We start from the raw sequence: 24,942 nt of genomic DNA on the forward strand, positions 1-24,942 counted from the left end.
GGGCTTTGGAGTCATCGACACGACGAATGGTGGAAGCTCATTTCTGGCGCTCCCCTTCTCCTCCCGGAGCCCCGGGCACTTGAACCCGCGGCTTTGGAGCCCGCCGCGTTGGAATCCCAGCTTGATGGTACGCCCTGGTCAAAGAGCCAAAGCGATCCTGGAAAGTTTCGACCGACGGGCTGGTCGGGTCTCCCTTGATCACACCACTCGTCACCTTTCCGTGACGCCGGTGTAGCGATCTCAGGATCTCCAACATCTCTTCGTCGGTTGCCGGTTTTAGACCCGTCGCACGCCAGCGTATGCTGCGCACGAAACCGAGTTTGTCGTATGCGCCGCTCAGGCTGCCAAATCGGAGACGATAGGTCACCGCAGCGGGCGTGTAGGAACAAGCGTCGATCAGGGCGGTCGAGAGGTAACCGTGTTGCTTGTATAGCCGCGCCAGGCGCTTCAGCATCTCGCCATCGGAGAACAACTGCGGTCGACCCGCCGCCATCCGCGCCGCAGCGGCCGCAAAAAGTGATTCGCTTACGATCGGCGGCATCACCCGCACTCGCACCCAGCTGGCAGGCGGGTTCTGCACCTGTCGTCCCTGAAGGCGTCGGCTGGCGCGGTTGAACACGTAGTTGCCAAGGGCGAACTCAGAGGCAAGAACGCAGCGGACTCGCCAGTAGGTCCAGGGTTGACCTTGGTTAGATGGGATTGCTTCACTGTTCAGGAGCTCGGCGATGGCACCGATTGTCCGACGTTCACGAACGTAGAGATGGAAAATCCGCTGGATCGTCCGAACCTCGTGCGGAGGACCCCGCACAAGCACCACCCGCTCTCGCGCCATCGCCTTCCGTTGGCCGTCTTCGAGTTCCAGCCTAACCTTGCCAGTCTCGTCGACGAGGACGCGTCGGACGCCGTAAGCGCGACCTCCGCCCTGCTTGAAGCCGAGCTGAGCCTGCTGGAGTTGCGCTCGGACAACCCTACTAGATAGTTCGCGGCTATATTCGGCGGCCATAAGCCGCTTGAGGTGTTTGATGATCATGGAGGACAAGGCGCCGTCATTATCGAATGGCTCGGCGCAGTAATGAACTGCAACCCCAGCAGCTCGGCAGATGAACTCATAATGCGCCGCCTGATCTGCGTCCTGGAAGCGCCCCCAGCGGCTCACGTCGAGCACTAGGATCGCCTCGAACGGGCGGTCAGGCGCTACGACATCGGCCAGTAGTCGCTGCAACCCTGGACGACCTGAGAGCGTGAGGCCGCTTCGACCCGGGTCCTGATACGTTCCCACGATCTGAAAGCCCCGTGCTTGAGCGTAGGCCGCAATCGCAGCAACTTGGTTCTGCATCGAGTAACGTTGATGCTCGGTCGACATGCGCAGATATTGGGCCGCAGGCAAAAGGCTGGAGGAACGCACGGCCGGAGCGTCATCTCCTTCCGGGCTAGCAGGCAGTTCCCCATGAGCGGCGCTCAAACCCATGGGCAGCCGTGCGCTTGCCAAGCTTCGGCCATGTGGACGCTCGGCGGCACGCACCGGCGGGTCCATCGAGCCCAGCGCGCCTGACCGCCGAGGGCCTTACTGGCGCCGGCTAGGGGGTTTGTGGACATGTCACAGTGCTCCTCGACCAGCCAGCTCCCATGACCCCGTGCTGACAACATCGGCGGTGCTAGCATGAAAACTTTAGAGATGTTGCGGCGACTGAGCCGCGAAACCGCGTTTCGCAAACCTTAAGGCGCGAACGAAATGCTCAAGGTTGGGCGATACGCATGCACCAAAAGATGCTTGCACGGCGGCCACCTAGCAAGGTCGCCGGAAGAGTGGCCAATCCTCATCTACTCACCTCCATGGCTCTGGCTGAGCCCTTCCAGCCTTGCCGCATCGCGCCACGCGTCGTGGATCTTCGCTCAGCGAGAGCGCATCGAAGTGTGCTGCAGACGACGTATCGCGTCCGACGCCGCGACATCCGGGCGCGATAGCGCCAATAGTCACTATCGTGACTGGTCTTTTGTCAAGGCTTGCAGCCGGTTCATCATATGCGGCTGGCGCAATCCTTGGCACAGAACCTTCGCCGGATGCGGCAGTCGCGCGGCATCACGCAGGAGGTTTTGGCGGACGCGGTTGGCCTTGCCCCCACTTACGTGGGTCAGCTCGAGCGGGGTCAACGCAATCCAACACTTTCCGTGGTCGAGCGGTTTGCCGCCTACTTCGACGTTGACCCTATGGAGCTTCTGAAGCCACTGCCGCTTTGACGGCTCCGGAGGTCGGATTCGTCTCTGCGGTCAGGATCGAAGAGCGCTCTGCCGCCAAGTCGCGATGACAATAAGATGCCGCTCTGCCGCGCATCGGGAGCGGATAACAGACGTCATTGCTAAGGCGCGGCGGCATTCGCACGTGTTATGGAGAAGAACGGAGATCGTGCTTGCAAGCTGCTCGGTGCTAAGCTGGTTCCGCTGACCAAGGGGTCACTAGTATGATGGCGCAAGATCCCCATCCACGCCAGCAAGCTGCGCAGTATCTTCGTATGTCGACAGAGCGCCAGGATCTCTCGCTAAGTTTTCAGCGTGCGACAAACGCATCATACGCTTCAAAACATGGACTGAAGATTGTCAGGACGTACAGTGACGAAGGCGTCAGCGGGCTCAACGTCCGTAACCGGCCGGGTTTACAAGCGTTGCTGGCGGATGTCGTGTCCGGCGACGCAGAGTTCACGACGATACTCGTTTATGACGTCAGTCGGTGGGGGGCGCTTCCAGAACCCGGATCAGGCGGCACATTACGAGTTCATGTGCGCAGAGGCCGGGGTGAATGTTCGCTATTGCGCGGAGCCGTTCGAGAACGACGGCAGCCCCGCCGCGACGCTTATGAAGCAGATAAAGCGAGCGATGGCCGCTGAGTACAGCCGCGACCTCTCCCTGAAAGTTACGCTCGCTCGCCGCAGCATACAGGCTCGAGGCCTGTGGCCGGGAGGATCCCCACCGTTCGGGTACCGACGCGAGGTACTGGACGCGAAAGGGCTGCCTTCGCAGGGCGGAGACCCCCTGGTTTGGAAGAAGCGCCAAGGCGTCCATACTCATCTGGTGCTCGGACCCGAGCACGAGGTTCGAACCGTTCAGCGCGTTTTTGCTATGTACTCGCGCTCGAAGACTGGCGATGCAGCCATTGCGAGGAGATTGAACTCCGAAGGCATTGTCAACAGCCGCGGTGAGAAGTGGTCGGCGGCAAGAATTCGTTATGGACGGTAGCGCGAAACGCTGCGCCGGCGATCGTGTCGCAGCGCGTCTTCGCCGCCGCCCAAAGGAAGCGAGCTCGCAACAATCCCAGGGACATTTCCGACGAGGCTCTGCTTGCCGATGCCCGACGCATTGCGGCCGATCACGGCGCACTCACCGGGCGCCTCCTGGAGCGCCACGGTCGATGGGCCTCGCACACCTACCGCAGACGTTTCAATGGCATGCAAGGGTTGAAGCAGCGCCTAGGGGTGCAAGCGGAACCCCGGCTCCGCAGACTGAACAGCCGCCTTGACCCACAAACGCAGCCTTATGGACGCGGGCTCTACACGGATGACCAGATCCTCGATCTTATCAGTCGTCTCTTGGCGCAGGAAGGATACTTGACCATGAAGCTAATTGACAGGTCAGTAAGCGTTCCATCGCCAGCGACAATCCGACGCCGTTTCGGCAATCTTGCAGAGCTCTACCGTCGCGTGGGTTACGTGCCGAGTGCGCGGCAGCTGGCCGCCAATTGGAAGTACTGGTGAAGCGCAAGGTGCGCATGGGAACTTCATGGGGGGATCCAGCACCCACGTAGCCTAGCTGCGTGGCATCTTGGCCCTAAGCTTATTCCGGGTCGCCCGGCCTTTGGCTGAGTGGCGTTCAATCCGAATTCTGGAGCGGGTTCGGCGCAGTCACGTGTGGGCAGACGGCCCGACGTCCGTCTGAGACGCGCCATCCTGTCGACCGAGCGTGCCACGACTGGGCGTCGAACACCGCCAAAACCCGCGACAGCTTGAGGATCACCTCGCCGCCTTCGGGGACGTCCACAACCTCGCCAAGCGGGTGAAGGCCCCGCTGAGCCTGACGCCCGAAGCCATTCGCAAGGGAAAGGTTGAGGAGCCAGGTCGCTTTGGGCAAGATTCCATCCACTCGGCCTCGACTGAACACCTAGCCGAGCCCCGGGAATCGCCTTTCAGTCCCGACGAGGAGCAGGAGTATCGGCGGCCATGTCGATGGCGACCTACGTATCCTTCGTACCTAGGGCGCACAGCGCCAAGGTTCGGGCTGTGTTGATGTCTGAAGACACAGGCGCGATCAGCTGGCGAGAGCGGCGCACGCTTTGGGGAAGCGAATTCTACTTCTTCGGGCCGGCAGGCCTCGCGCGCAGGACACACGAATATCTCACCAGCTGGCTCGCGAGTCGCCGCTGAGAATGACGATGAGGCAGAGCAATCAACGGCGTCGTTGACGCGCGCCGACAACGTGGTAGCTCGCCTCGGTAGAGATGCGCAACCGCTAGACGGTGGCGTCTCAGGCAAAGTTTAGGCATAGCGCGCCGTCGGGCGACACCCAGCCATCCCGCCCGACCTGGCCGGCGCGGTCCCCAACGCTGCGTCGGCCACTCTGAGATCGTATAGCCTGCGGCGGCGTGGTGGTTGGCCCAGCATTCACAATGCTTGCCTCTGCAGTGGCAGACATCCAGACAGCAGTAAGGTCAAGACGAGACCTCACTGGGTGGATTTGTGTTTGCTGCGACATCGCCTTCGCTCGCACGCAGGTCAAGCCGCCCCAGCTTTTTCCACCGCGGAAGCAGCGTCTTGATCAGGTACATGAAATCGGGCGGCTCAACAGGCCCCCCCTTCGAATGGCCGCTGATGCCACAGGTCGCATAACCAGTGGGCTAATCGGGCCTGCGTGAGTCGCTCTTCAGGTCGCTCGCTCTGCAGGCGTCGGATCCAATCCAGCACATCTCCGTGCCAACCTGGCTCAGGCCGTCCCGAACGGCGGGTGGCCTGCGCCGACGCGCGCGCGCTCGCCACCCAGCGCATCGGGGGCTGCTGCCCTTGGACGCCGTCAACGCGTCGGTCCACGGACGTATGAAGACTCTGAAGTGAAACCTCGGGGCCCGCCCGGTTGCACGCGCGCGTCATTTCGATGATCATTGTGCGACTTGTTCGCGTACGCACCTTGATTTTGGTCATTTGACTGAGATTCTGAGCATGAGCGACGAAACAGGGTAAGCGCGGCTTCTTCCCCACCTTTCCCTCGACGGATTGATCCCTGAGCTTGGCCCATCGGTCGCGGCCGCGGGCTTAAGAGAGCTGATGATGTCGGGTGATGATGTGCTGATGATGCCTCCGGCGCATCGGATCGAGGTCTTCACGGGGACAGCGCGTCGGCGGCGATGGAGCGCTGAGCAGAAGGCGCAGGTTGTCGAGGACAGCTACGCCACGACGGTGGGCGAAGCGGCCGCCCGGCATGGCGTGTCGAAGTCTCAGTTGTTCAACTGGCGGCGAGAAGCCCGGGAGGCGAGCGCGGGCATGACGTTCGCGCAGATTGAAGTGGCGGGCGCCGATGAGGCGCCGCGTGCGCCCACCGCGGGCTTGATCGAGCTCCAGCTGGGCGGCGCGTCGGTGCGGATTTGGCCCGACGCGGATCGGCAGATGGCGGCCGCGATCGTGATGGCGTTGCGGGCGGGCGGACGTTGATCGGCATCGGATCCGGGGCCCGGGTGCTGGTGGCGACGAAACCGGTGGATTTCCGCCGCGGGGCTGAGAGCCTGGCGGCCCTCGCCAAGGAGAGCTTGGGTCAGGATCCGTTCGCCGCCGGCGTGGTCCTGGTGTTCCGGGCCAAGCGCGCGGACCGGGTGAAGATCATCGCCTGGGACGGCTCGGGCCTGGTGATGCTGTGGAAGGCGCTCGACGAGGGGGCGTTCAAATGGCCGCCGATCAGCGACGGGGTGATGCGCCTGTCTTCGTCGCAGCTGGCGGCGCTGCTCGACGGGCTCGATTGGACGCGGATTCACCCGCCCAGACGGGCGGCGCCAAAGGCGATCCGCTAGCTGCGGCGGATTGAATCAGCCGCTCCGCGGGGGCGCCTCAAACCGCCGATCTTGTGCTTCACTCCGCCTATGGATTTGGGCGCCGCCGATCTTCCCGACGATGTGGAGACGCTACGCGCCATGATCCTGGCGGCGCGGGCTCGGGCGGCGGCCGCGGAGGCCGAGATCGAGCAGATCCGGGCCGGGCAGGCCCAGCTTGCCGCCGTCGAGAACGAGCACGCTCAACTCTTAGCGCAGGTCGCCCAGCTCGAGGCGCAGAATGAGCGCTACGCGCTCATTATCGCCAAGCTCCGCCGGCTGCAGTTCGGCAAGCGCTCGGAGCAGCTGGACAAGGATCAGCTGCAGCTGGCCTTCGAGGACCTGGTCCAAGGCCTGGCCGAAATCGAACAGGAAGAAGAGCGGTCCGATCCGGAGCTGAAGGCGCATCGCACGCGCCAGCGCCGGGACCGCCGGCCCTCGCTGCCCGATCATCTGCCGCAGATCGACGTGACCATCGAGCCGGAGACGCGGGCTTGCTCGTGCTGCGGCGGAGAGCTGCACGTGATCGGCGAGGACGTCTCCAAGCGGCTCGACGTCGTCCCGGCGCAGTACCAGGTGATCGTCACCCGCCGGCCGAAATACGCCTGCCGATCCTGCGAGGGGCCGATCGTCCAGGCCCCGGCGCCTGCACGGCTGATCGAAGGCGGCCTGCCGACCGAGCGGCTGGTGACGCAGGTGGTGGTCGACAAGTACGCCGACCATGTCCCGCTTTACCGCCAAGCGCAGGGCTTCGCCCGCCAGGGGATCAGCCTCGACCGCTCCACTCTGGCCTTCTGGACCGGCTACGCGGCGGCCGAGCTGAAGCCGATCTGGGCGCACATGCGCCAGACCTTGCTGAGCGCCTCCCCGACTCTTCGTCGACGAGACCAAGGCGCCGGTGCTCGATCCAGGACGTGGACGCACCAAGAGCGGTTACTTCTGGGCAATCGCCCGGGACGATCGCGGCTGGGCCGGAACCGATCCTCCAGCCGTCGTCTACACCTACGCCCCGGGCCGCGGCGCCGATCACGCGATCACGCTCCTGAAGGACTTCTCCGGGGTGCTGCAGACCGACGGCTACACCGCCTACAAGACCCTGGCGACGCGTCGCAACGACGTGGCCCTGGCGCACTGCTGGTCGCACGCCCGCCGTAAAGCCTTCGACCTGACCAAGGGCGGATCTGCACCGGTCGCCGGCGAACTCCTGGCCCGTATCGGCCAGCTCTACGCCGTCGAAGCCGAGATCCGCGGCCAATCCGCCGAAGCGCGGCGACAGGTGCGGCGGCAGCGGAGCGCGCCGCTCATCGCGGCGCTGAAATCCTGGCTCGAGGAGCAGCTGACGCGGCTGCCAGGGCGCTCACAGACCGCCGAGGCGATCCGCTACATCCAGACGCACTGGGACGGCCTGACCCTCTTCCTCGACGACGGCCGCATCGAGCTCGACACCAATCCGGTCGAACGCACGATGCGCCCCATCGCTCTCAACCGGAAAAATGCGCTCTTCGCCGGATCCGACGAAGGCGCGGAGCACTGGGCGATCCTGGCCACCCTCATCGAGTGCTGCAAACTCCACGGCGTGAACCCCGCGGCCTATCTCGAGGACGTCCTCACCCGACTGGTGAACGGCCACCTCAACAGCCGCCTCGACGACCTCACGCCCTGGAACTGGAAGGCCGCTCAGGCCGCCGCCTGACCGTCAAGCCGTCGACCTACGGTGGAAAAGCACCGCTTACGAAACAGGGCACATCATCCTCGATGTCATGACCATCATCGTGGTCACCACGATTGGGTGGTTTATGGGCGAGTTGCTGACAAGCCTGCTATGATGGAAGCCGCGGGATCGGCGATCGACCGGCCGGGGCCGGCCCGAAGGCTTCTTGAGCCGGCTGAGAGTTCGCAGTCGATCTGCGCCGCGCCAAACAGGGCTCCTGCCGTCATCGAGGCGGTTCACTCCGTGATCACAGGCGACGCGAGTTGCACGCCCGGATAGCCCAATCCGGCAGCATTGCTAGGTTGCGTCGCAACGCGCAACATCAGCTTAGTGCCCACTGATTCCATTCCGCCTGATCACGCCTCCGCGGCAACGCAATCACGACTCTCATTGCCCCTCGGCGGCGGGAGCCTGCAACTCTATCCAGATGCCGAAGGCATACTCCGAGGGGCGCGTGAGCGCGGACGGGGCGGCCCGGTGATGGTTGTGTCGATTCCCAAGGCGGGCACCTATCTCATGGCCGCCTGGCTTGAATCTCTTGGATGGGTGGACACCGAGCTGCACCTGTCGAACTTCACGTTGTCGGACTATCGAGGACTGTCGCTAGCCGCGAAACGACGCGGAGAAGGGCGCGAGTGCTACCTACCGGTCTGCACCTCTGCGGGCCTAGTTGGTCCTGGACAGTTTGCGGTTGGCCACATCAAACCCGAGCCTTGGGGCCGACAGGCGCTGCAAGAACTCACCCGCCTCTTCCTCAAGCGCGACCTCGCCCACGCTACTCTGTCGCACCTGCGCTTTCTCGTCGCGACAGAGCGAGGGGCGGCAGACGCCGCGTGGCGCAGCATGGCTGCCTCTCCTGCGCAGGCGCTGGCTTTCCTCGAGGACGAGGGAGAGCGGCTATTTGAACAGGAATATGCGCCGATGTGCACGTGGATCGAGGATGTTCACGCGGTTGTTCCCTTCGAAGACCTTTTGGCGGCTCCGCTGGCGCCAAGCATCGCAGCGGTCAGCGCGCTTCTTGGCCACGCGTGTGGTCTCAGCGCAGAGGCGGCGCACGCACGCCTGCGCGGAGTGATTGGACGGGTCACAAAAACCTATTCCGGCGAGACCACCTGCATCTCCCCGTGGTGGAGCGATGAGGTGAGACGACGCTTCATTCGCCTTGGACTGAATGACTTGCACGAGCGACTTGGTTACCCGCGCTATTGAACGGAAGAGCCGCGGCGTGAGCGTAAGGCGCCCGTTCAATGATCATTTGATGGTGCGCCGCCGAAGGACTTTAGCGAGGAGCCAGCGGGGCGAAACTGCCTGGAGTTAGCTCTGCAACCGTCTAAGGCTTTCGCGCTCTCGCCGACAGCTCGGACCACTGGACAGGGTTAAGCAGGTCAGCAGACCGGTCGGTGGCGGGCCGTTGACTACTGAGGTGCGATGGGAGCGGCCTGCGGCGCTTCAACGTGTGATCTCTAGCGCTGCTGCATCCCCGCGCGAAATGGCCGCTGTGGACGGGCGCGCTCGACTGCCGCGACGCCGAAAGCCGCCAGCCGTCTCCAGCTGGACGCGCGCGTTGACGCTGTTGGCGTCGAACTCACGCAACGCGCTCCCCGCTTCGGCAACGCGTCAAGGACCGAGAAACGCTCCGCAGCCGCAACGCACGAGCGGCGTCGACGCCGTGGGTACCGTCCCCTCCTGCCGCCTGCCGCCCGCGTCGGCCGTTGGAAAGCCTTCTAGATGTGTGCACCAGCCCCTGCGTTCCGGGGAGCCAACGCGCCGTGCGCGGTGGGTCTTTAGACGCCCGCCTCGGACGACAGGTCCGCCTGCGCCATGGCAGCATCCGCAACGGTGGCTGAGGGATCGCCTCCTTTGGGAAGGCTGGCGGCTGCGGCGATGATGTCCGCATGCTCAGCTTCGCGGACGGCTCTTGCAACGTTGAGACGGACGTAGACCGCAGCGCCTCTGTGGGCTGCTAACGTCGACCTGACAAGGTCGCAAGCGTCCGCAAGGCTCGGAGCCGGCGAACAGGCCAAGAGTTCGATGCCGCTCCTTCGCCGCCTCACAACAACGAGATTGCCTGCGATTGCCGGAAGAGCCGGCAATTCCGCCCGGCGGAACCGATAGAGCGCCCCTGAGGCGCCTGGAACATCAACGATCTCCTTCATGCCGCTCAGCATAGCCGCAGCACTTCGCCTGAGCTAGTCGACAGCCAACACGAGATCGCGCTCAGATGACGGCCGGCCTTCGTAGGCCGCGATCTGCTCCTCGCACAAGGCGCGGGCGGCGATCCCTTCGCCCTGGCGCCGGTACCACTCCATGGTGAGCGTCACCGCCTCTGGCGCCTCCAGCCGGCTTTCGAAGCCAAGCGCCTCGCGCGCCAGGGTGGCGTCGATGGCCAGCGACTTCGCCTCGATCGAGTTCGGGTCCCGTTCGTGCCGCCACGGCTGCCCGCCCAGCGCCTCGACGCCGAGCGTCGCGAGTTCGCCCACGCTCACCGACGGGCCGCCGGGACGCGGGCCGAAGTTGAGCGCACGCGGGGTCTCGGGATCGCTGGCCAGGGACTCGAGGTGTCGGAAGTATCCCGCCAGGCAATCGAGCACGTGCTGCCAGGGTCGCGTGGCCTCAGGGTGGCGCAGCACGACGGCCTCGCCCGCCTGGGCCGCCCGAACGATGTCGGCCGTCAGGCGGTCGCGAGAGTAGTCGCCGCCGCCGATGACGTTGCCGCCGCGGGCAGTGCCCACAGGCACGCCCCAGGCGTCGAAGTAGGTCCGGGCGAAGCTCTGGACCACGATCTCCGTCGCCGCCTTGGACGCCGAATAGGGGTCCTTGCCGCCCAGCGGGTCCGCTTCCTGGAAGGCGCGTCCGGTCTCTGCATTGGCGTAGACCTTGTCCGAGGTGACCACCAGGACGGCCTTCAGCTCGGGCTGATCCCGCAGCGCCTGCAGCAGGTGAGCCGTGCCCATCACATTGGCCGAGAACGCGCCGACCGGATCCTCGATCGAGGTGCGCACGATGGCCTGGGCGGCCATGTGGAGCACGAGGTCGAAGGTGCGGCCGCTGACCGCCGCCGACACCGCGTGAGGGTTCCTCAGGTCGACGAAGCGCGACTCGATCAGTTCGTGGACGCCGGCCAATTGGAACAGGCTGGGGGATTGGTCCGGCGGCAGGGCGAGACCCGTGACCTGAGCGCCCATCCGGGCCAGCCAGATCGAAGCCCAGGCGCCCTTGAAGCCGGTATGGCCGGTGAGCAGGACCCGCTTGCCGGCCCAGAAGTCGGAATTCACCGCCGCCACGGCGCCTCCCCAGACGCCCAGAGGGCCTCGAGGTGGTTCTTGTCGCGCAGGGTGTCCATCGCCGCCCAGAAGCCATCGTGCCGGTAGGCCATCAGTTCGCCGTCTCTCGCGAGGCCTTCGAGGGGCGCCGCCTCCCAGGAGGTGGCGTCCCCGTCGATACGATCGATCACCTCCGGCTGCAGCACGAAGAAGCCGCCGTTGATGAGCCCGTTGTCGCCCGGCGGCTTCTCGGTGAACCGCTGGACCCGGCCCTCGGACAGTTCGAGCGCCCCGTATCGGCCAGGCGGCGCGACCGCCGTGATGGTGGCCGCCTTGCCATGGCTGCGGTGGAAATCGGCCAGGGCGCGCGGGTCCACATCGGACACGCCGTCGCCGTAGGTGAAGAAGAACGGCTCGCCGGGATCGAGATATTTCGCCACCCGCTTCAGGCGTCCGCCGGTCATGGTCTCCGCGCCCGTCTCCACCAGGGTGACCCGCCACGGCTCGTGGTTGGTCGCGTGGTACTCGATCGATCCTCTGTCGAGGTCGACCGTCAGGTCGGCGCTGTGGAGCACGTAGTTGGCGAAGTACTCTTTGATCACATAGCCCTTGTAGCCAAGGCACACGACGAAGTCGTTGAAACCGGCCGCCGAGTAGAGCTTCATGATGTGCCACAAGATCGGCCGGCCGCCGATCTCGATCATCGGTTTCGGTTTGAGATGGCTTTCTTCCGAGATCCGGCTGCCAAGGCCACCGGCCAGAATGACCGTCTTCATCCCGCCGATCCTTCCGTGTCTGGACCTAATGCATAACGAGGGCTTTGAACGAGAACCAGCGTGGCCGCGTCTCGAAGCGGGCGAGGGTCAATCGCGACGAGTGGCGATCTCATCCGCCAGGCGGGCGATTTCCGAAGGCGTGGCGCCGGGCGGCAACCGCTCGGCGGCGCGCGCAAAATCGTAGGCGATCATCTCAAGAAGTCCGGCGTCATCCGCGTTGAGCTCCCCCAGTATGGCTCGCAGATTGGCCTCGATCAGCGCGACGCCGGCGTCGTCGAACTGCCGCCCGAAGGCCTCCCGAAGACGCGCAATGACAAGATCGCTTGAAGCAGGGTTCATGGACGCGAGAATAGCTTGAACAGAGAGGTGAGACTGCCCGATACAGCGACGCGCGCGTGCGGCAAAGAGGCTCGCCGGTTGGCCGGGGCCGTTCCTACACCGCGCAAGGCGCCGCTCCACCAGCCGGCGAGGCCATCTGATGGGAGAAAATCATGCCGATCCGGCTAGAAGCGATCCTGCAGGACCAGGTCGACCATCCCGCCGTGCGTGACGTGTTGGCCGTTCTCGCCGATGCCTGCGCGGAGATCAGCCGCCTTGTGCGCAGCGCGGCAGTGGCGGGCCAGTTGGGAGCCGCGGGCGTCGTCAACGTGCAACAGGAGGACCAGAAGGCGCTAGACGTCTTAACTGATGAGCTTCTCACCGCCCGTCTGATGGAATGCTCGGCTGTCGCGGCGCTCGCCTCGGAGGAGCAGGCGGACGCCGTCTGCACCGACCGCACGGGCGGTTGTCTCGTCGCATTTGATCCTCTCGACGGCTCAAGCAATGTCGACGTCAACGTCTCCGTCGGCACCATCTTTTCGCTGCGGCCAGCGCCAGACGGCCGGCCGGCGCATCCAGAAGATTTCCTCGGAGACGGGCGGGCGCAGCTGGCCGCAGGGTATGCGGTCTACGGCCCGCAGTCGATGCTTGTCATGAGCTTCGACGCACGGGTGATGGCGTTCAGCCTCGATGAGGACGGCGCCTGGGTTCTCACGCATCCGGCGCTTGCGGTTCCCGTCGGCACGAAGGAGTTCGCCATCAACCTCTCCAATCGGCGGCATTGGCGAGCCCCTGTCATCAGTTACATCGAGGACTGCCTCGCTGGCCGCGACGGCCCCCGCGGGAAGGACTTCAACATGCGATGGGTGGGGTCGATGGTGGCTGATGTCCATCGCATCCTGATGCGTGGCGGCGTCTTCTTGTACCCCTGGGACGCCCGAGAGCCGGATCGGCCAGGGAAGCTACGCATGCTCTATGAAGCCCACCCGATGGCGCTGCTTGTGGAGCGCGCCGGAGGTCGGGCCACCGACGGGGTGCGGCCGCTGCTGGAGCGTGTCCCGCCGAGCCTGCATGCGCGGACAGCTGTCGTGCTTGGCTCGGCTGACGAGGTCGAAAGAGTGCGCGACGTCGGCTGACGCCCGTACCAGCGCGCTGGCGTCACCCTCAGGTCCGTGGCGCCGCAGCCGACGTACGGTCTTGCGCGCCTACTATAGTCCGGATGGCGCGCGCCTCTCCAAGAGGCCCCCAATCCGCAGCGACGCCGCTTCTGTGATCCTGCGACGATGCGCCGGCGGGGCTGACGGCGTCCTACGCCCCTGCCCGCGCTTGCTGAGTGCGGCGCTGACGTCGCCCCAAGGGCGCCGGTCAACCTCTCGGGGTCGTTCATCGCAATGCCGGACCTTGAGGCGAGCTCGGCCTCCCGCGCAGACTGGCAGATACCGCGCCGATCGGGTCGGCAAGACCGCAGGCGTAGAGCGCAGGCAGCGACGCCTCTCTCTCTGAGGCGACTTCTGACCTACGTATCCCCTGAGCGCAGGAGCCGGTTCTGGCTGCACGGCTTCGCCTTACTCATTTTGAGCGTCAAGGCATCGAACTGTAGTTGCCTCGGAAGCAACCATTCACTACGAGACGCCATATCCAGGCTTGGCCATAGCGCTGAGGTCTAGGGGGAGTGGGCGTATGATCACGGAACGGGTGACACTGCTCGGAACAGCAACATCCGTAACGCCCGCCTTTATTTTCACCATTCTGTTGATGATTGCCTTCATACCTGCCGCGCGGGTGCTCGGATTGGTGGACCGGCCCGACGGAGCCCGCAAGCGACATGGACGGCCGGTGCCGGTTGTCGGCGGCCTCGCGATCGCGGCGGCGGCGGCTTCTGTCTCGCTGGCGCTCGGCCAATCGGCGCTAGGGCTGACGATGGGCGCAGCCTTGTTGCTCGCCGCAGGCATGTTGGACGACAAGCTCGACCTGTCGTGGAAGCTGCGATTCCCCGTCCAAGCCGTGGCTGCAGCCCTGATGATTGTCGGCGATCAACTGACCGTGACGAGCGTCGGACCCATCTTCAACCTCCCCGACACCCCCCTTGGACCGTTCGCCTTCCCTCTAACCCTGCTCGGCGTGGTGGCGCTGATCAACGCCGTCAACATGACCGATGGGGTTGACGGTCTGGCAGGCGGCCTCGGCGCCGGGGCGCTGCTGATGTTCATGATCGCAGCCGCCGCGAAGGGGAATGCCGCGCTCGTCCTTGTGCTGGGGCCGCCGCTTGGCGCCGTGTCCGGCTTCCTGATGTGGAACCTCCGCTCGCCTTGGATGAAGCAGGCGCAGGTGTACCTCGGCAACTCCGGGAGCGAGTTCCTTGGCCTGCTGCTGGCTTGGGCGGCGCTCAATCTGACGCACAGTCCCGCCCATCCCGTGAGCCTCCTCCTCGTGCCCTTCTGCCTCGCACCTGCGCTGGCGGACAGCGTGGTGGTCATGCTCCGGCGGGCCGCAAACGGAGCCAACCCCTTTCGCGGCGATCGCGATCATCTCCACCACCTCTTGCTGGACGCAGGGTTCAGGGTCTCGACGATCGTCGCCATGGTTTGTGGCGGGTCGCTGATGTTCGGGGCGCTCGCCGGCGCCCTGCTTGCTTTGGGCGCGCCGCAAGCCTGGCTCGGCGTCGGGTTCCTACTGCTAGTGTTTGCTCAGCTTGCCCTCACGTTCGACCGGGACTTGGCGGTTCGACGCCTGGCGCAGCTTCGGCGCGCGGGCCTCAAGACCGCCTGAGGTTCCGGCGCCTTTCGGCCTCCAGGCCGCCGCGTCGGATGGCGTGGCAGCCTCAGCGCTCGCGACGCTGCGGCGCGGCTGGCGTCGCTTCGGTGGCCGTCTGGCTTCGCAGGGCGATGAGGTACATTGCCATAGCGCCGCAGACGGTGAGTTCGCCCGGCGCATAAACGACGGGATAGATCCAGGACGTCAGTAGGATGTAGACGACATAGTCGAGCAGCGCGCGGTCAAAGGCGTGCTCGGAAGCCTGCAACAGTGCGCAGAGCCTCAGAACTACGATGCAGAGGGCGGCGATCATGAGGGCGCCGACGAGGCCAAACTCAAATATGACGCCCAGCCAGCCGAGGTCGACGACGAAGAAGTAGGTCGTCTGAAGGATTTCGGCCATTCCGATGTCGCCAACGCGCGTGAGGTTGCCCACGCCCGTCACCCATCGCCAGGGTTCGGCGTTGAGGAAATCGATCGCCGCCTTAGCTTCAGCCTGCCGGGCCGTGAGGGACCCTCCGAGCCGCGCAGCGAAATCCGCGCTGCCCAAGTACATGAGCGCGCTCGGCGTCGCCAATGCGGCCGCAAGGAGCAGCGACAACACCGCAGCCCATCGCCAACGGCTTAGGCTGAGCGCCGCGCCGATCAACACCGCCCCGCTGGCTGCGGCGATCGACATTCGCGCCTTGTAGATGAACAGCAGCAGCAAGAAGCCCACGAGTAGGAGGGCTGCCGGCCAGAAGCGTCGACGCAACCACATATGGCGGTTGAGGGTGAAGAGGAGGAGCAGCCCGAAGAACATCGGCAGGTTGATCCGAGGTCCGCGCTCAGGATCCCAAAGCAGGATTTTGGCCTCGATTGTGTTGGCCTGATAGGCGCTGGGCGGGAGGGTCAGCCAAAGGCCGACAAGAAGCAGGAAGGTGGCGACACCGAGCGTGAGCGCCACGCGGCGCAGGGTGTCCGCGGAAGGCCTCAGCCAGACCAGCAAGGCTGGGAGGCTGAACAGATAGGCGAAAGCCCAGACCTTGACCGTCGAGGCGGCCGCCCCGGGAAATGTGTTGCCGAGGACGATCTGGCTCATCCAGGGCGTCACCCCATAGATCCAAAGAAAGGTTATCAGAGCAAGCGCCCTGCCAGGAAAGCTGACCCGGGCCAGGCCGATCACCGTGAGGGGCAAGGTCAGCAGCGGCCAACCCTTCGAGAGCGCATAAAGCAGCGGGAGTTCGACCGTATATTGGAAGCTTTGGGCGAAGAGCGGCAACGCGACCAGCAGGATGATGCCAGCCAGCCGGCCCGCCTCAGGGACCGTCGGGAACGGCACATTCGCCCGCGCGCCCTCGGACGTCATGGTCATTCGGCTGAGGACCGTCGCACCCAGCGCGCCTGCGCGGCGACCAAGATGACCGGCAGCGATTCGATGAAGACCCTCCGGGCATGACCGCGCGGATTGGCGATCAACCGATGCAGCCATTCCAATCCCGCGCGTCGCCAGCCCGGCGGGGCGCGGCGGCGCAAGTCGACAAGGAATTCCAGCGCGGCGCCGACGCACAGGCCGACCCCGCTCGCGCCGCCGTGAGCGACGACACGTTCGGCGATCATCTCCGCCTGAGGCATCCCGCAGATGAGAAAAACATAGTCCGCCGGCGCCTCGCAGACGTATCGCGCTGCGGCGTCGAGGGCGGCGTCATTCTCATAGAGGCCCATCGGCGGATCGAAGCGCCGGATGTCGCGCACGCCGTACAGACGCCGCAGCCGCGCCTCGAGTTCCGCTGAACCCCCAACGAGCACGATGGAAGATGCGGGCGTGATGACGCCTTGGAACAGGCGGGCGACCAAGTCGCTGCCCGTCACCGTGGGAAGACGAAATCCGAACAAGCGCTGAGCCAGCAGCTCGACGATCCGGCTGTCATTCAAGCTGAGCCAGGCCCCATCGAACGCCGGCGCCGCGCGCGCATCTCCGCGGTGCGCACGCACGATCCACTTCGAGTTCGGGGTCACGACATACTGGAAAGGCCGATCCCGCCGGGCAGCGGCCGATACTTGGGCGACAGCCGTATTGAGATCAATGACGTCGAAGCGAACGCCCAGGAAGCTGCGCGAGAAAGGGGTCACGGAGTATAGCCGCCGCCGACTGTGCGCGTGAGGTTCACTGAGCGCCCGAATGGCAAGGTGCGGTTTATGTACTGCTCGACCCAAAGGTTGATCTCCGCGATCCGGGTCCGGGGTACGAAGACGAGGTCCTCTGAGCGCAATTCTATATTCTCGCTGGCGGCGCCGCGCGAAACGAACCGTCGCAGGTCGATGGTCCTAAGACTTGGCCGCCCGTCCGCCCGGACCCGTAGAATGACCACTTCGTCCATGCGACTTTCCGGCTGCAGCCCGCCGGCGAGCATCACCGCTTCCAGCACGGTGGCGCGTGGCGGGATCGGGTAGACGCCCGGCTTCTGCACGGCGCCTCCCACGACGATGCGTGCAGCGCGCGCTTCCGTGAGGCTGGCAACCAGTTCCGGGTTGATCAGATGGCGTCCGGCCGCCGCAACGAGCGCGGCCTCCAGTTCGTCGACCCGCAGGCCTTGGGCCCTGACCCTTCCTGTCACTGCGCTAGCGACATAGCCGTCGGGTGCAACGATCAGCTCGCCGTTATTTTCCGGGGTTAGCCGGTACTCCACGCGCAACCGGTCGCCGGCTCCCAGCCGGTATTCCGCAGGCTCTGTAGTCCAGGCTGCAAATCCCGCCGGGTCCTGTTCCACGGGGGAGATCGACTGTGTCGTCGAGCAGGCGGCCAGAACTGCGCCCATGAGCAGCCCCAACCAAGGCGCAGCCCCGCGAGCGCGGGTCGAACGGCTCAGATCCATCGGTAAAGCCATGGCGGAATGTGGAAGCGGCGATCGAGGAACACCAGGCCGAGGAACACGCCGCCGGCGCCCTCGACGATCTCCTTCAGCCGGCGGGCGCTCAGCACACGGGTCGATTCCGCGCGCAGCACCAGCAGGTGGGCGTCGGCAAGAGGATAGAACCGGCGCGCGCCATAGTCGCCGAAGGCGGCAGGCGAGACCACCACCAAGGTCTGGAAATGCTCCCGCAGCCGCGCGAGCATTTCCTGCAGGTTCTCGTTGGGCCGGATGGGATCCACCAAGGCCGCCGCCGGCGAGTGATTGTCTTGCGCCAGCACCCAGAGCGGTTGCCCACGGAGCTTCAAGACCTGCCAAACGCCTCCGGCTAGGACGATCTCGGCGCTCGCCTCGGCTTCGCGCGCCGAGTCGGCGAAGGCGCCGCCTTCCAGGTCGATGAGCAGTGTGCGACGGCCCCAGCCCTCGGCGAACTGGCGCACCAGACCGAGGGCCGCCGCCGCCGCCGCCGCTGGGTCGGCAGGGCTGGAAATCTGCAAGACCTGAAGGTCCCGACGCCCGTCCGCCAGCGCCGCCCCAAGGTCGCGCAGGTCGGGCGGCCCATCCGACGCCTCAAGCGCGGCTCGCGGCACATCGGCAATCACCGGCAGGCCGAGGGCGCGCTCGGCCTCGACCGGATCGATGAATTCCTGACGCATCAAGCTGGCTACGAGTGTGGCGACCCCGGCCGCCAACACCCCGACCACCAGGCCGCCCGCCGCCAGGATGAGGGCCGAACTCAGGCTCCGCCTCATCGTTGTGGGCGGCTGCACGACGCGAAGTGTGGCCTGCCGTGTCGCGACGGCGTCGTTCTGCAGCTTGGCGCTGGCCTGCTCGAGGGAGAGCTGCTTGTAAACGCCTTCGAGCACTTCCCGCTGGCGCAGCAGGCCGCGCAAGGTGTCCTGGGCCTGGCGGATGGTCTGGGTGCGTGCCCGAAGGCGCTGGGTTTGGTCGGACAGATCGGCGATCTGCTGGCTTAGACCGGCGCGCTCGATGCTCAGCGCCGACAGTCGGCTGTTCAGCTGATCGAGATCCGGATTTCGCACCTGCCGCTGCGTCAGGGTGTCTGCCTGCGAATTGCTGCGGATCTGCTGTTCAACCACCGCGATCTTCGCGTCCAGTTCGCGTATCGCCGGCCAAGTCGGTTGATACTGCGACGCCAAGTGCGCCCGCTCTTGCTTCAGCTTCAGCAGCGTGTTCCGCGCTTCGTCGTTTGGACGGGCGTTGGAGCTCTCTCGGCTTTCGAAGACTTGGCTCGGCGCGCGAGCCAATCGCGCCCGTGCGGTGCCCAGCTCGCCGTCGACCGCACGGGCGCGCTCCCGCGCCTGGTCCAGACGCTGGCCAAGCGCATCGGCCCGAGTGGTGAGCAGGGTCACGTCCTGGTCGATGTCGATGACGTCGAACCGAGACTCGACCGCCTTGATTCGGGCCTCCGTCTCGCTGAGCAGGCGTTGATAGCGCCGCACCTCTTGTTCCTGCAGCTCTGCCGCCGCGTTGGCGTAAATTCGGCGCCGTTGCTCCATATAGGCGTCCAGCACCGCATCGAGGCCCTCGGCGGCCGCGGCGTCCGAGGCGGCGGCGAGCTTTACTCGGATAAGATTGCTGTCCGGCTGAGTCTCCACCAGCAATCGTTTGCGGAGTTCGGCCGCCGCCAGAACCCGGTCACCGCCCCGCGCGGCGGCGAGGTTGGGTTCAAGCTTCAGCGCTGCAGCCTGCAACACGGGTTCGCTACGCAGGATCTCGACGTCGGATCGGACGGTCCGCTGCAAGCCCGGCGCGAGACCCGCCGAGCCCAGCAGATTCTCGGTTAGGGTCTCTGGGCTGGCCGTGACCATCAACACTGCTTCGGCCCCGTGCCGCCTCGCAGCCATGACCCCTACGCCAAGGCCGAGCACTAGACCAATCAACAGGCAAAGCCGGATGAGGCGCCCATTATAGAAGACCTGAACTAGGACGTCCCGAAGGTTAGGGATGGCCCAGGCAGGCCCCTCGGCCGGCGCCGATCGCAAGCCGATGTCCACAACCGGCGGTTTTGCCAGCACGCCCGGAAGCATTCGTTTAGGTACACATTGTTGGGCAGCCCCCCACGGGCGCGGTGTCTTAGCTCCTCTACTACATCGCAGATCTTAACGAAAACATCCTGGCGCGCTGGGATGTCGCAGCGCGTTCCTGCAGACAAAGCAACAATTACTCAAAAGCCTGGTCGCGAGGTGGTTGCCGAGAAACCTTGGCTTAACTAAACTGAGGGATAAAATAGGCGGGATGTCGCCAGGGGCGGGTCTTTGGATCAAGCAGAAGCGGATCTGCGCAGTCGAGCGCCTTGGCGGCGCTTAGAGCTGCCCGATCGTAGTTGGTCGCCTCGCCTGCGCGCCTGGCTTGGGCGGCTGGTCGAGCAGTTGCTGGGCGTGCGCCCGCGGCGGCCCCTCGCGACACCTGTGCTGGAGCCGCCTCGCTTAGCCCTGCCCTGCCAGCTTCGGGCGAAGCTCGACACGCAATTCGGACAAGACGCTTTCCGCGAATGGTTGCTCTCCGGCGCGGCGGCCATCGAGCATGACAACAATGGCTCCGCTGTCGCAGCGGCGGCTCCTGGCGACGGCGCACCGGCAGAGCTCTCCCGCACGGACCGCGGGTCCGAGAGCCAGCGGCCTGAGGCTCGGAAGATCGTCGTCGACACGGGAGCTGCCGCGACGCGTTTGGACCCAGGGCCAGCAAACGGAATGGGTCGCGGCGGCTCGCCCTCGCGGTCCGCCTTCATGCGGCGGTTGTTGCGCCAAGCGCCGGCTCCAGCTCCTGATGATCCGGAGCTTGCGGGCGGCCATGCCAGCACAACGTCGGCGCGCGGCGTCGGCCCCGAGAGCGCGTTAGGCTTGGAGCCGGCCACAGCCACGAGTAAAGCGCTCGCCGCACGAGAGGCGCGCGTCGCGCCGGAAACGGAGGCGGCCGGCGTCGCCACGTTGCAAGCGCTGCAATCGATGATCGCGCCAGACAGCCCAGCAGCCATGCTGCGGCCGGCAGAGTCTCCTGCCCGGATCTCAGCCAAGCCCGCGGCTGACGGCGGACCTGTCGCAGAGGAATGCGCACGAACGGCGGCGCGGGAGTCCTCGCGAGGGTCCGCCGCCGCCACCCCGCTGGTCAGCGATGCCGCGGAGGGGGACGCCCGCGGCGGCGAGGCCGCCGGTCGAGGAGCTGTCTTCTTCAGGCCACGAAATTGAAGCTTCCCAGCTGACATCGCCGCCGCCGCCGCCGCTCGTCATCAACGACGTTCGCGATTGTATCCAGCCGATTCCAGACGCGGGTCCCATAGCCCCGAAACGACCGCGGCTTCGTGCGCGCCCCCGGGCGTTGACACCCAGCGAAGCTCCTCAGGTTAGCGAAGTCTCGGCAGTCAAGATCACCTTAGCAGCCGCGGAGAGCCGCGTCGAAACCAAGGTTTCGCCTTTGGTTGAACCCTGTGTGTCTGGCGCTCTTCAGCCCCTTGGGCAAGCGCCAAGCGGAGCCGCTTCACAATACCGGCGCTGGTCAGGCCAGGACAGCCTTCCGAAGGTCCAGCTTAGCAGGAGCTGGACCGCGGCAGCAGAGCCGCGCGCCCTGGACGGCTGCGGTGCGGCCTCGCCGCGCATTGCCGCGTCCGTCTACGGTCTCTGTCAGGTCAGGGTTGCGCAGGATCATCCCCGGTGGGTTGATACGCTCACCACGCCAGCGAACGCCTGCGTGCGGCTGCTGAAGGCGCCTTCGACGCAGCCCGCGGCGCCCGCATCGCTGAGGGGGCCGGCTGCCGAAGGCGAGCTCGGCCAAATCTTCCGTCGCCTGGACGAGGTCAGCGGCCCCGCTCGTCCGCTCGACATACGGCGTCCAGACCTGGGAGTGGTCGCCGCTCGCAGCCTCGCGCCGACCCTTCAGATGCCGCAAGACCGGTGCCTCAGCCCAAGGACGTCAGACGCCCGCACCCAGGGCCTGCGCGTTCGCCGTGGCCTCGCGGCGCCCGATCCCCTGCGTCGTGCAGCCTTGCGGCCCTTTCTCGAGCAGCGTGCTCGCGAACGCCAGTCGCCCCCGCACGCTCAGCTCCACTAAAGACCTCAGCCGCTCTTGGACGTGAAGGGTCGCCTGCGGTTCAATTCCGCCAGCAGCAAAGCCTGCAAGGTTTGGAAGGGGCGGCCTTCAGGATCAGCCGCAGCATCCCATGCGCGCGCTTGAACAACTCGCCGCCGCGGCGCCAAGACTGCTCTCAGGCGTCGGCGTTCGGGGCCTAGAAGTGGCCGGGAAGTTCGGACTCTTCGCTCTGGCCGCCCACCTGCTGGGACCGGCTCCGCTCGGCGTCTTCTTCCTTTGCCTGACCGTCCAGTCCCTCGTCTCTACCGCCGGGCGACTGGGGGTGGAGCGGCCCACGGCGCGTCATCTCGCGGCCGACCTGGCGCTCGCCCGAACCGACCTCGCCCGCCGGACCCTGGTGCAGGCCATCGGCCTCGCACTTCTCAGCGGCTTCGCGTGCGGCCTTATTCTGTACTGCGCGGCCGAGCCTCTGGCGGGGGCTTTGCGGCAGCCAACGCTAAGCTCGCCTCTCCAAGTCACCGCGTTCAGTCTGCCCTTCCATCTCGTCACCATTGTTGGCGGATATGTTCTGATCGGGTTGGATCGGGGCGGTTGGGGCCAATTCCTCATGAATGCGCTGGCCCCGCTGCTGATGCTCGCCGCTCTAGCGAGCGCCGCTGTCGCGCCCAACCTGGGGCCGCTCTCTTGGCCAATGCGGGATTTTGCGACCTTCGAACTCCTCCTGTGGTCGCTGGTCGGCGCCCAGGTCGTCGCGGCGGCGTGGACCCTGCTTGTTGTCGGCGCGCGGTGGCGGACGGTCTCTGTGACGACGCCGGCCACCGCGATAGAAGCCGCCGCCAACGACCCGCTCCCTCCCCTCGCTAAGGCTGCGCGCAGCTATTATCCGGTCGAACTCATGGGTGCGGTACTGGCCTCCCTTCCTGGGCTTGCCCTGGCCCCGCACGTTTCCGCCGCCGTACTCGGCGGCTTTAGCGTTAGCCTGCGCCTCGCCATGTTAACGAGCAATGTCGTCACGAGCCTAGGCTACATGGTTTCGGGGCGGATCGCCGCCGCTCATCGCCGTGGCGCGTTCACGGAGGTTTGGGAAGATTTGCAGCAGGTCAGACGCAGCGCACTGGGCCTCTGCTTGCCGCCGATCCTTTTCCTGCTGCTTGCGCCCGGGCTGACCCTGCGCCTTCTCAACGCCGATATGCCCGAGGCGAGAATCTCTCTGCAGATCATGGCGCTAGCGCAATTCGCCGTCGTTTTCTGCGCCGGCCGCGACGTTCTGCTAGGGATGACCGGTCATGGCCGCACGCTTACGCAACTTAGCCTTGTGCAGCTCTGCATATGCTTGCTGGGCGCGGTAATCGTGATCCCCACAACAGGCGCTCCGGGGGCGGCTCTGACGACCGCAGCCGCCTGGGCGGCTGCTGCGTTAGGCCAACAGGTGCTGGCCCGCCGCAGGGTTCCTGAAGTCTTCGCCGATCCGTGACCCGGGTGGCGCTTCTCACTCTGGCGCTTCAGTCGGCCAGGAGGTCGGCGATATAGTCTGCAATGGCAAGCGAGGCCGTAAGGCCGGGCGACTCTATCCCGAAGAGATTGATAAGCTCCGGCAGGCCGTGCTCGGCAGGACCTGAGATCCAAAAATCCTGCTCTGCTCCTGGTCTCACTAGCTTCGGCCGCACTCCCGCATAGTCTGGGCGCAGGGCGCCGTCAGCCAGCTCTGGCCAATAGGTCCGCACTGCGCTGTAGAACCCAAAGGCGCGCCGAGGATCAACATCGTAGTTCGGCTCCCCCACCCACTCCACGTCAGGGCCAAACCGCGCGCCGCCGCCGAGGTCCAGGGTCAGGTGAATGCCGAGCCCGCCAGGCTCCGGCAGCGGATAGATGAGATGCTGGAAGGGCGCCCGCCCGTGCAGCGCAAAATAGCTGCCCTTCGCGTAGTGCAGCGGCGGCCTGTCCTGCGCCCTCAGTCCCTCCGTCCGCGCCGCCAACGCGTGAGCGCCCAAGCCTGCCGCGTTGATGATCGTTCTGGCGTGGGCGACAGGCCGGGTTTCGCCCTGGATGAAGATGGCCCAGCCGGCCCCCCCCTGGCCAAGCCCGCGACGGTCACGGCCAGCGCAACCTCAGCGCCGTGTGTCTGCGCGTCGCCGAGCAACGCCAGCATATAGTCATGGGGGTCGAAGATGCCTGTATCAGGCGACAGCAGCGCCGCTTCAGCCCGAAGCGCCGGCTCCAACCGCCGCGCTTCTTGGCCGCTCAACAGCCGAGTGCCTTCCACGCCGTTGCCGCGCGCCTGCGCTGCTATGGCTTCGAGCGCAGCTACCTGACGGGGCGCGGTAGCGACGATGAGCTTGCCGCAGCGGCGGTGCGGCAAGCGGTGCCGCGCGCAGAAGGCATAGAGCGCTCGACATCCAGCGACGCAAAAACGCGCCTTGAGGCTCGCTTGCGGATAATAGATGCCGGCATGGATGACACCGCTGCTGCGTGAACTAACGCCCGAGCCGATCGTCTGCGCCGCCTCCAGCACCATCACTTGTCGTCCGGAGATTGCGAGCGTTCGCGCCACGGCCAAGCCAACCGCGCCGGCGCCCACCACCACAACATCAAGCTCCATAGGCAGATCCTAGCGTGTCGATCATCGCAGGATAGCCGCCGCGCACCACGACCTTCCCCTCGTACGCGCCCTGTCCCGATGACGCCCCAGCGAAACCTCGCAGGACGGCGGCCCAGTCGCTCCAGCGCGGGCGACAGCGATCCCGCTCCGCAGCCGCGACCCCGGCAGGCCTTGCCGCATAGACCGATTCGGCTAGCTGCCGTTCGCCCCCCAAGCGCTGCTCAGAGCGATCGAAAGCGGGTGCGGGGAATGGGTTTTCAATCGACGCGCCGCAGCGGCCTCAGAGGACGCGCCCCGGACCACCGCCCTTCCGACACCGGCGTGAGCGAGGCCCGAACGCACTCCAACGCAAGCGCCATAGTGCCTCTGCGATGGGCTCCAACGTCAGGGCGCGAGGCCTGGAGGGCTGCGAAATCGCCGCGCGGCGCGTGCTCTAGATTAAGATCGAGTACCCGCAGGAAGCAGCTGCTGCGTTCCCGGATAAGCCTCCCGCGGCGACGGCTCGCACCGCGTGCTAACGGC

17 protein-coding genes and 2 pseudogenes are annotated in these 24,942 nt (G+C 65.8%); 10 read left to right on the forward strand and 9 right to left on the reverse strand.

Annotated elements, in window-relative coordinates:
• Positions 1–37: 37 nt before the first annotated feature.
• The gene (locus LRS10_RS22420; protein ID WP_257839385.1) at positions 38–1,405 is read right to left on the reverse strand and encodes a recombinase family protein; all 1,368 of its coding nucleotides are present in this window, start codon (positions 1,403–1,405) and stop codon (positions 38–40) included.
• 617 nt (positions 1,406–2,022) lie between these two features.
• Between LRS10_RS22420 and LRS10_RS22425 the strand changes: the two genes are divergently transcribed.
• From LRS10_RS22425 to LRS10_RS22445, 7 genes and pseudogenes are all read left to right on the forward strand, one after another.
• Positions 2,023–2,238 carry a helix-turn-helix domain-containing protein gene (locus tag LRS10_RS22425; RefSeq protein ID WP_257839386.1) on the forward strand — a complete coding sequence of 72 codons (216 nt, stop codon included), beginning with the start codon at positions 2,023–2,025 and terminating at the stop codon, positions 2,236–2,238.
• Between the two features lie 224 nt (positions 2,239–2,462).
• Positions 2,463–2,882: a recombinase family protein gene (locus LRS10_RS25460; protein ID WP_374571269.1), complete on the forward strand. Its 420-nt coding sequence runs from the start codon at positions 2,463–2,465 to the stop codon at positions 2,880–2,882.
• Entirely contained in the window at positions 2,872–3,231 is a 360-nt protein-coding gene (locus tag LRS10_RS25465; RefSeq protein ID WP_374571272.1) for a recombinase family protein, read from the forward strand. The genes LRS10_RS25460 and LRS10_RS25465 overlap by 11 nt, the downstream gene beginning before the upstream one ends.
• A gap of 2,078 nt (positions 3,232–5,309) precedes the next feature.
• Positions 5,310–5,690 (forward strand): transposase, encoded by a 381-nt coding sequence (locus LRS10_RS22430; RefSeq protein WP_257838485.1) that lies wholly within the window; start codon positions 5,310–5,312, stop codon positions 5,688–5,690.
• Positions 5,687–6,043: an IS66 family insertion sequence element accessory protein TnpB gene (gene tnpB / locus LRS10_RS22435; protein ID WP_257838484.1), complete on the forward strand. Its 357-nt coding sequence runs from the start codon at positions 5,687–5,689 to the stop codon at positions 6,041–6,043. The genes LRS10_RS22430 and tnpB overlap by 4 nt, the downstream gene beginning before the upstream one ends.
• Positions 6,044–6,112: 69 nt before the next feature.
• Positions 6,113–7,754, forward strand: a pseudogene (locus LRS10_RS22440) (IS66 family transposase).
• Positions 7,755–8,252: 498 nt separating this feature from the next.
• On the forward strand, positions 8,253–8,981 hold the full coding sequence (locus LRS10_RS22445; protein WP_257839387.1) for a hypothetical protein: 729 nt from the start codon (positions 8,253–8,255) through the stop codon (positions 8,979–8,981).
• Positions 8,982–9,961: 980 nt separating this feature from the next.
• On the opposite strand, the gene rfbG is transcribed toward LRS10_RS22445, so the two are convergent.
• The 3 genes from rfbG to LRS10_RS22460 all read right to left on the reverse strand — a co-directional run bounded on the left by rfbG (position 9,962) and on the right by LRS10_RS22460 (position 12,270).
• Entirely contained in the window at positions 9,962–11,056 is a 1,095-nt protein-coding gene (rfbG, locus tag LRS10_RS22450) for a CDP-glucose 4,6-dehydratase (RefSeq protein WP_257839388.1), read from the reverse strand.
• Positions 11,044–11,811: a glucose-1-phosphate cytidylyltransferase gene (gene rfbF / locus LRS10_RS22455; RefSeq protein WP_257839389.1), complete on the reverse strand. Its 768-nt coding sequence runs from the start codon at positions 11,809–11,811 to the stop codon at positions 11,044–11,046. Before rfbF ends, rfbG begins: the two co-directional genes overlap by 13 nt.
• A gap of 87 nt (positions 11,812–11,898) precedes the next feature.
• Entirely contained in the window at positions 11,899–12,270 is a 372-nt protein-coding gene (locus LRS10_RS22460) for a hypothetical protein (RefSeq protein ID WP_257839390.1), read from the reverse strand.
• A gap of 32 nt (positions 12,271–12,302) precedes the next feature.
• Between LRS10_RS22460 and LRS10_RS22465 the strand changes: the two genes are divergently transcribed.
• The gene (locus LRS10_RS22465) at positions 12,303–13,265 is read left to right on the forward strand and encodes a class 1 fructose-bisphosphatase (RefSeq protein WP_257839391.1); all 963 of its coding nucleotides are present in this window, start codon (positions 12,303–12,305) and stop codon (positions 13,263–13,265) included.
• A gap of 544 nt (positions 13,266–13,809) precedes the next feature.
• The gene (locus LRS10_RS22470; protein ID WP_257839392.1) at positions 13,810–14,898 is read left to right on the forward strand and encodes a glycosyltransferase family 4 protein; all 1,089 of its coding nucleotides are present in this window, start codon (positions 13,810–13,812) and stop codon (positions 14,896–14,898) included.
• Between the two features lie 52 nt (positions 14,899–14,950).
• Here LRS10_RS22470 and LRS10_RS22475 read toward each other — a convergent pair whose 3' ends face one another.
• The 4 genes from LRS10_RS22475 to LRS10_RS22490 are packed head-to-tail and all read right to left on the reverse strand — an operon-like array spanning position 14,951 to position 19,825.
• Positions 14,951–16,237 (reverse strand): hypothetical protein, encoded by a 1,287-nt coding sequence (locus LRS10_RS22475; protein WP_257839393.1) that lies wholly within the window; start codon positions 16,235–16,237, stop codon positions 14,951–14,953.
• On the reverse strand, positions 16,234–16,995 hold the full coding sequence (locus LRS10_RS22480) for a WecB/TagA/CpsF family glycosyltransferase (protein WP_308238035.1): 762 nt from the start codon (positions 16,993–16,995) through the stop codon (positions 16,234–16,236). Before LRS10_RS22480 ends, LRS10_RS22475 begins: the two co-directional genes overlap by 4 nt.
• Positions 16,992–17,681 carry a polysaccharide biosynthesis/export family protein gene (locus tag LRS10_RS22485; RefSeq protein WP_257839394.1) on the reverse strand — a complete coding sequence of 230 codons (690 nt, stop codon included), beginning with the start codon at positions 17,679–17,681 and terminating at the stop codon, positions 16,992–16,994. Before LRS10_RS22485 ends, LRS10_RS22480 begins: the two co-directional genes overlap by 4 nt.
• A gap of 47 nt (positions 17,682–17,728) precedes the next feature.
• Positions 17,729–19,825: a hypothetical protein gene (locus LRS10_RS22490; protein WP_257839395.1), complete on the reverse strand. Its 2,097-nt coding sequence runs from the start codon at positions 19,823–19,825 to the stop codon at positions 17,729–17,731.
• 2,126 nt (positions 19,826–21,951) lie between these two features.
• Here LRS10_RS22490 and LRS10_RS22495 point away from each other — a divergent pair.
• Positions 21,952–23,295: a lipopolysaccharide biosynthesis protein gene (locus tag LRS10_RS22495; RefSeq protein WP_257839396.1), complete on the forward strand. Its 1,344-nt coding sequence runs from the start codon at positions 21,952–21,954 to the stop codon at positions 23,293–23,295.
• 28 nt (positions 23,296–23,323) lie between these two features.
• Here the strand turns inward: LRS10_RS22495 and LRS10_RS22500 are convergent.
• Positions 23,324–24,420, reverse strand: a pseudogene (locus LRS10_RS22500) (NAD(P)/FAD-dependent oxidoreductase).
• Positions 24,421–24,942: the final 522 nt, after the last annotated feature.

This window comes from Phenylobacterium sp. J426, from assembly GCF_024699945.1.
Taxonomy (GTDB): domain Bacteria; phylum Pseudomonadota; class Alphaproteobacteria; order Caulobacterales; family Caulobacteraceae; genus Phenylobacterium.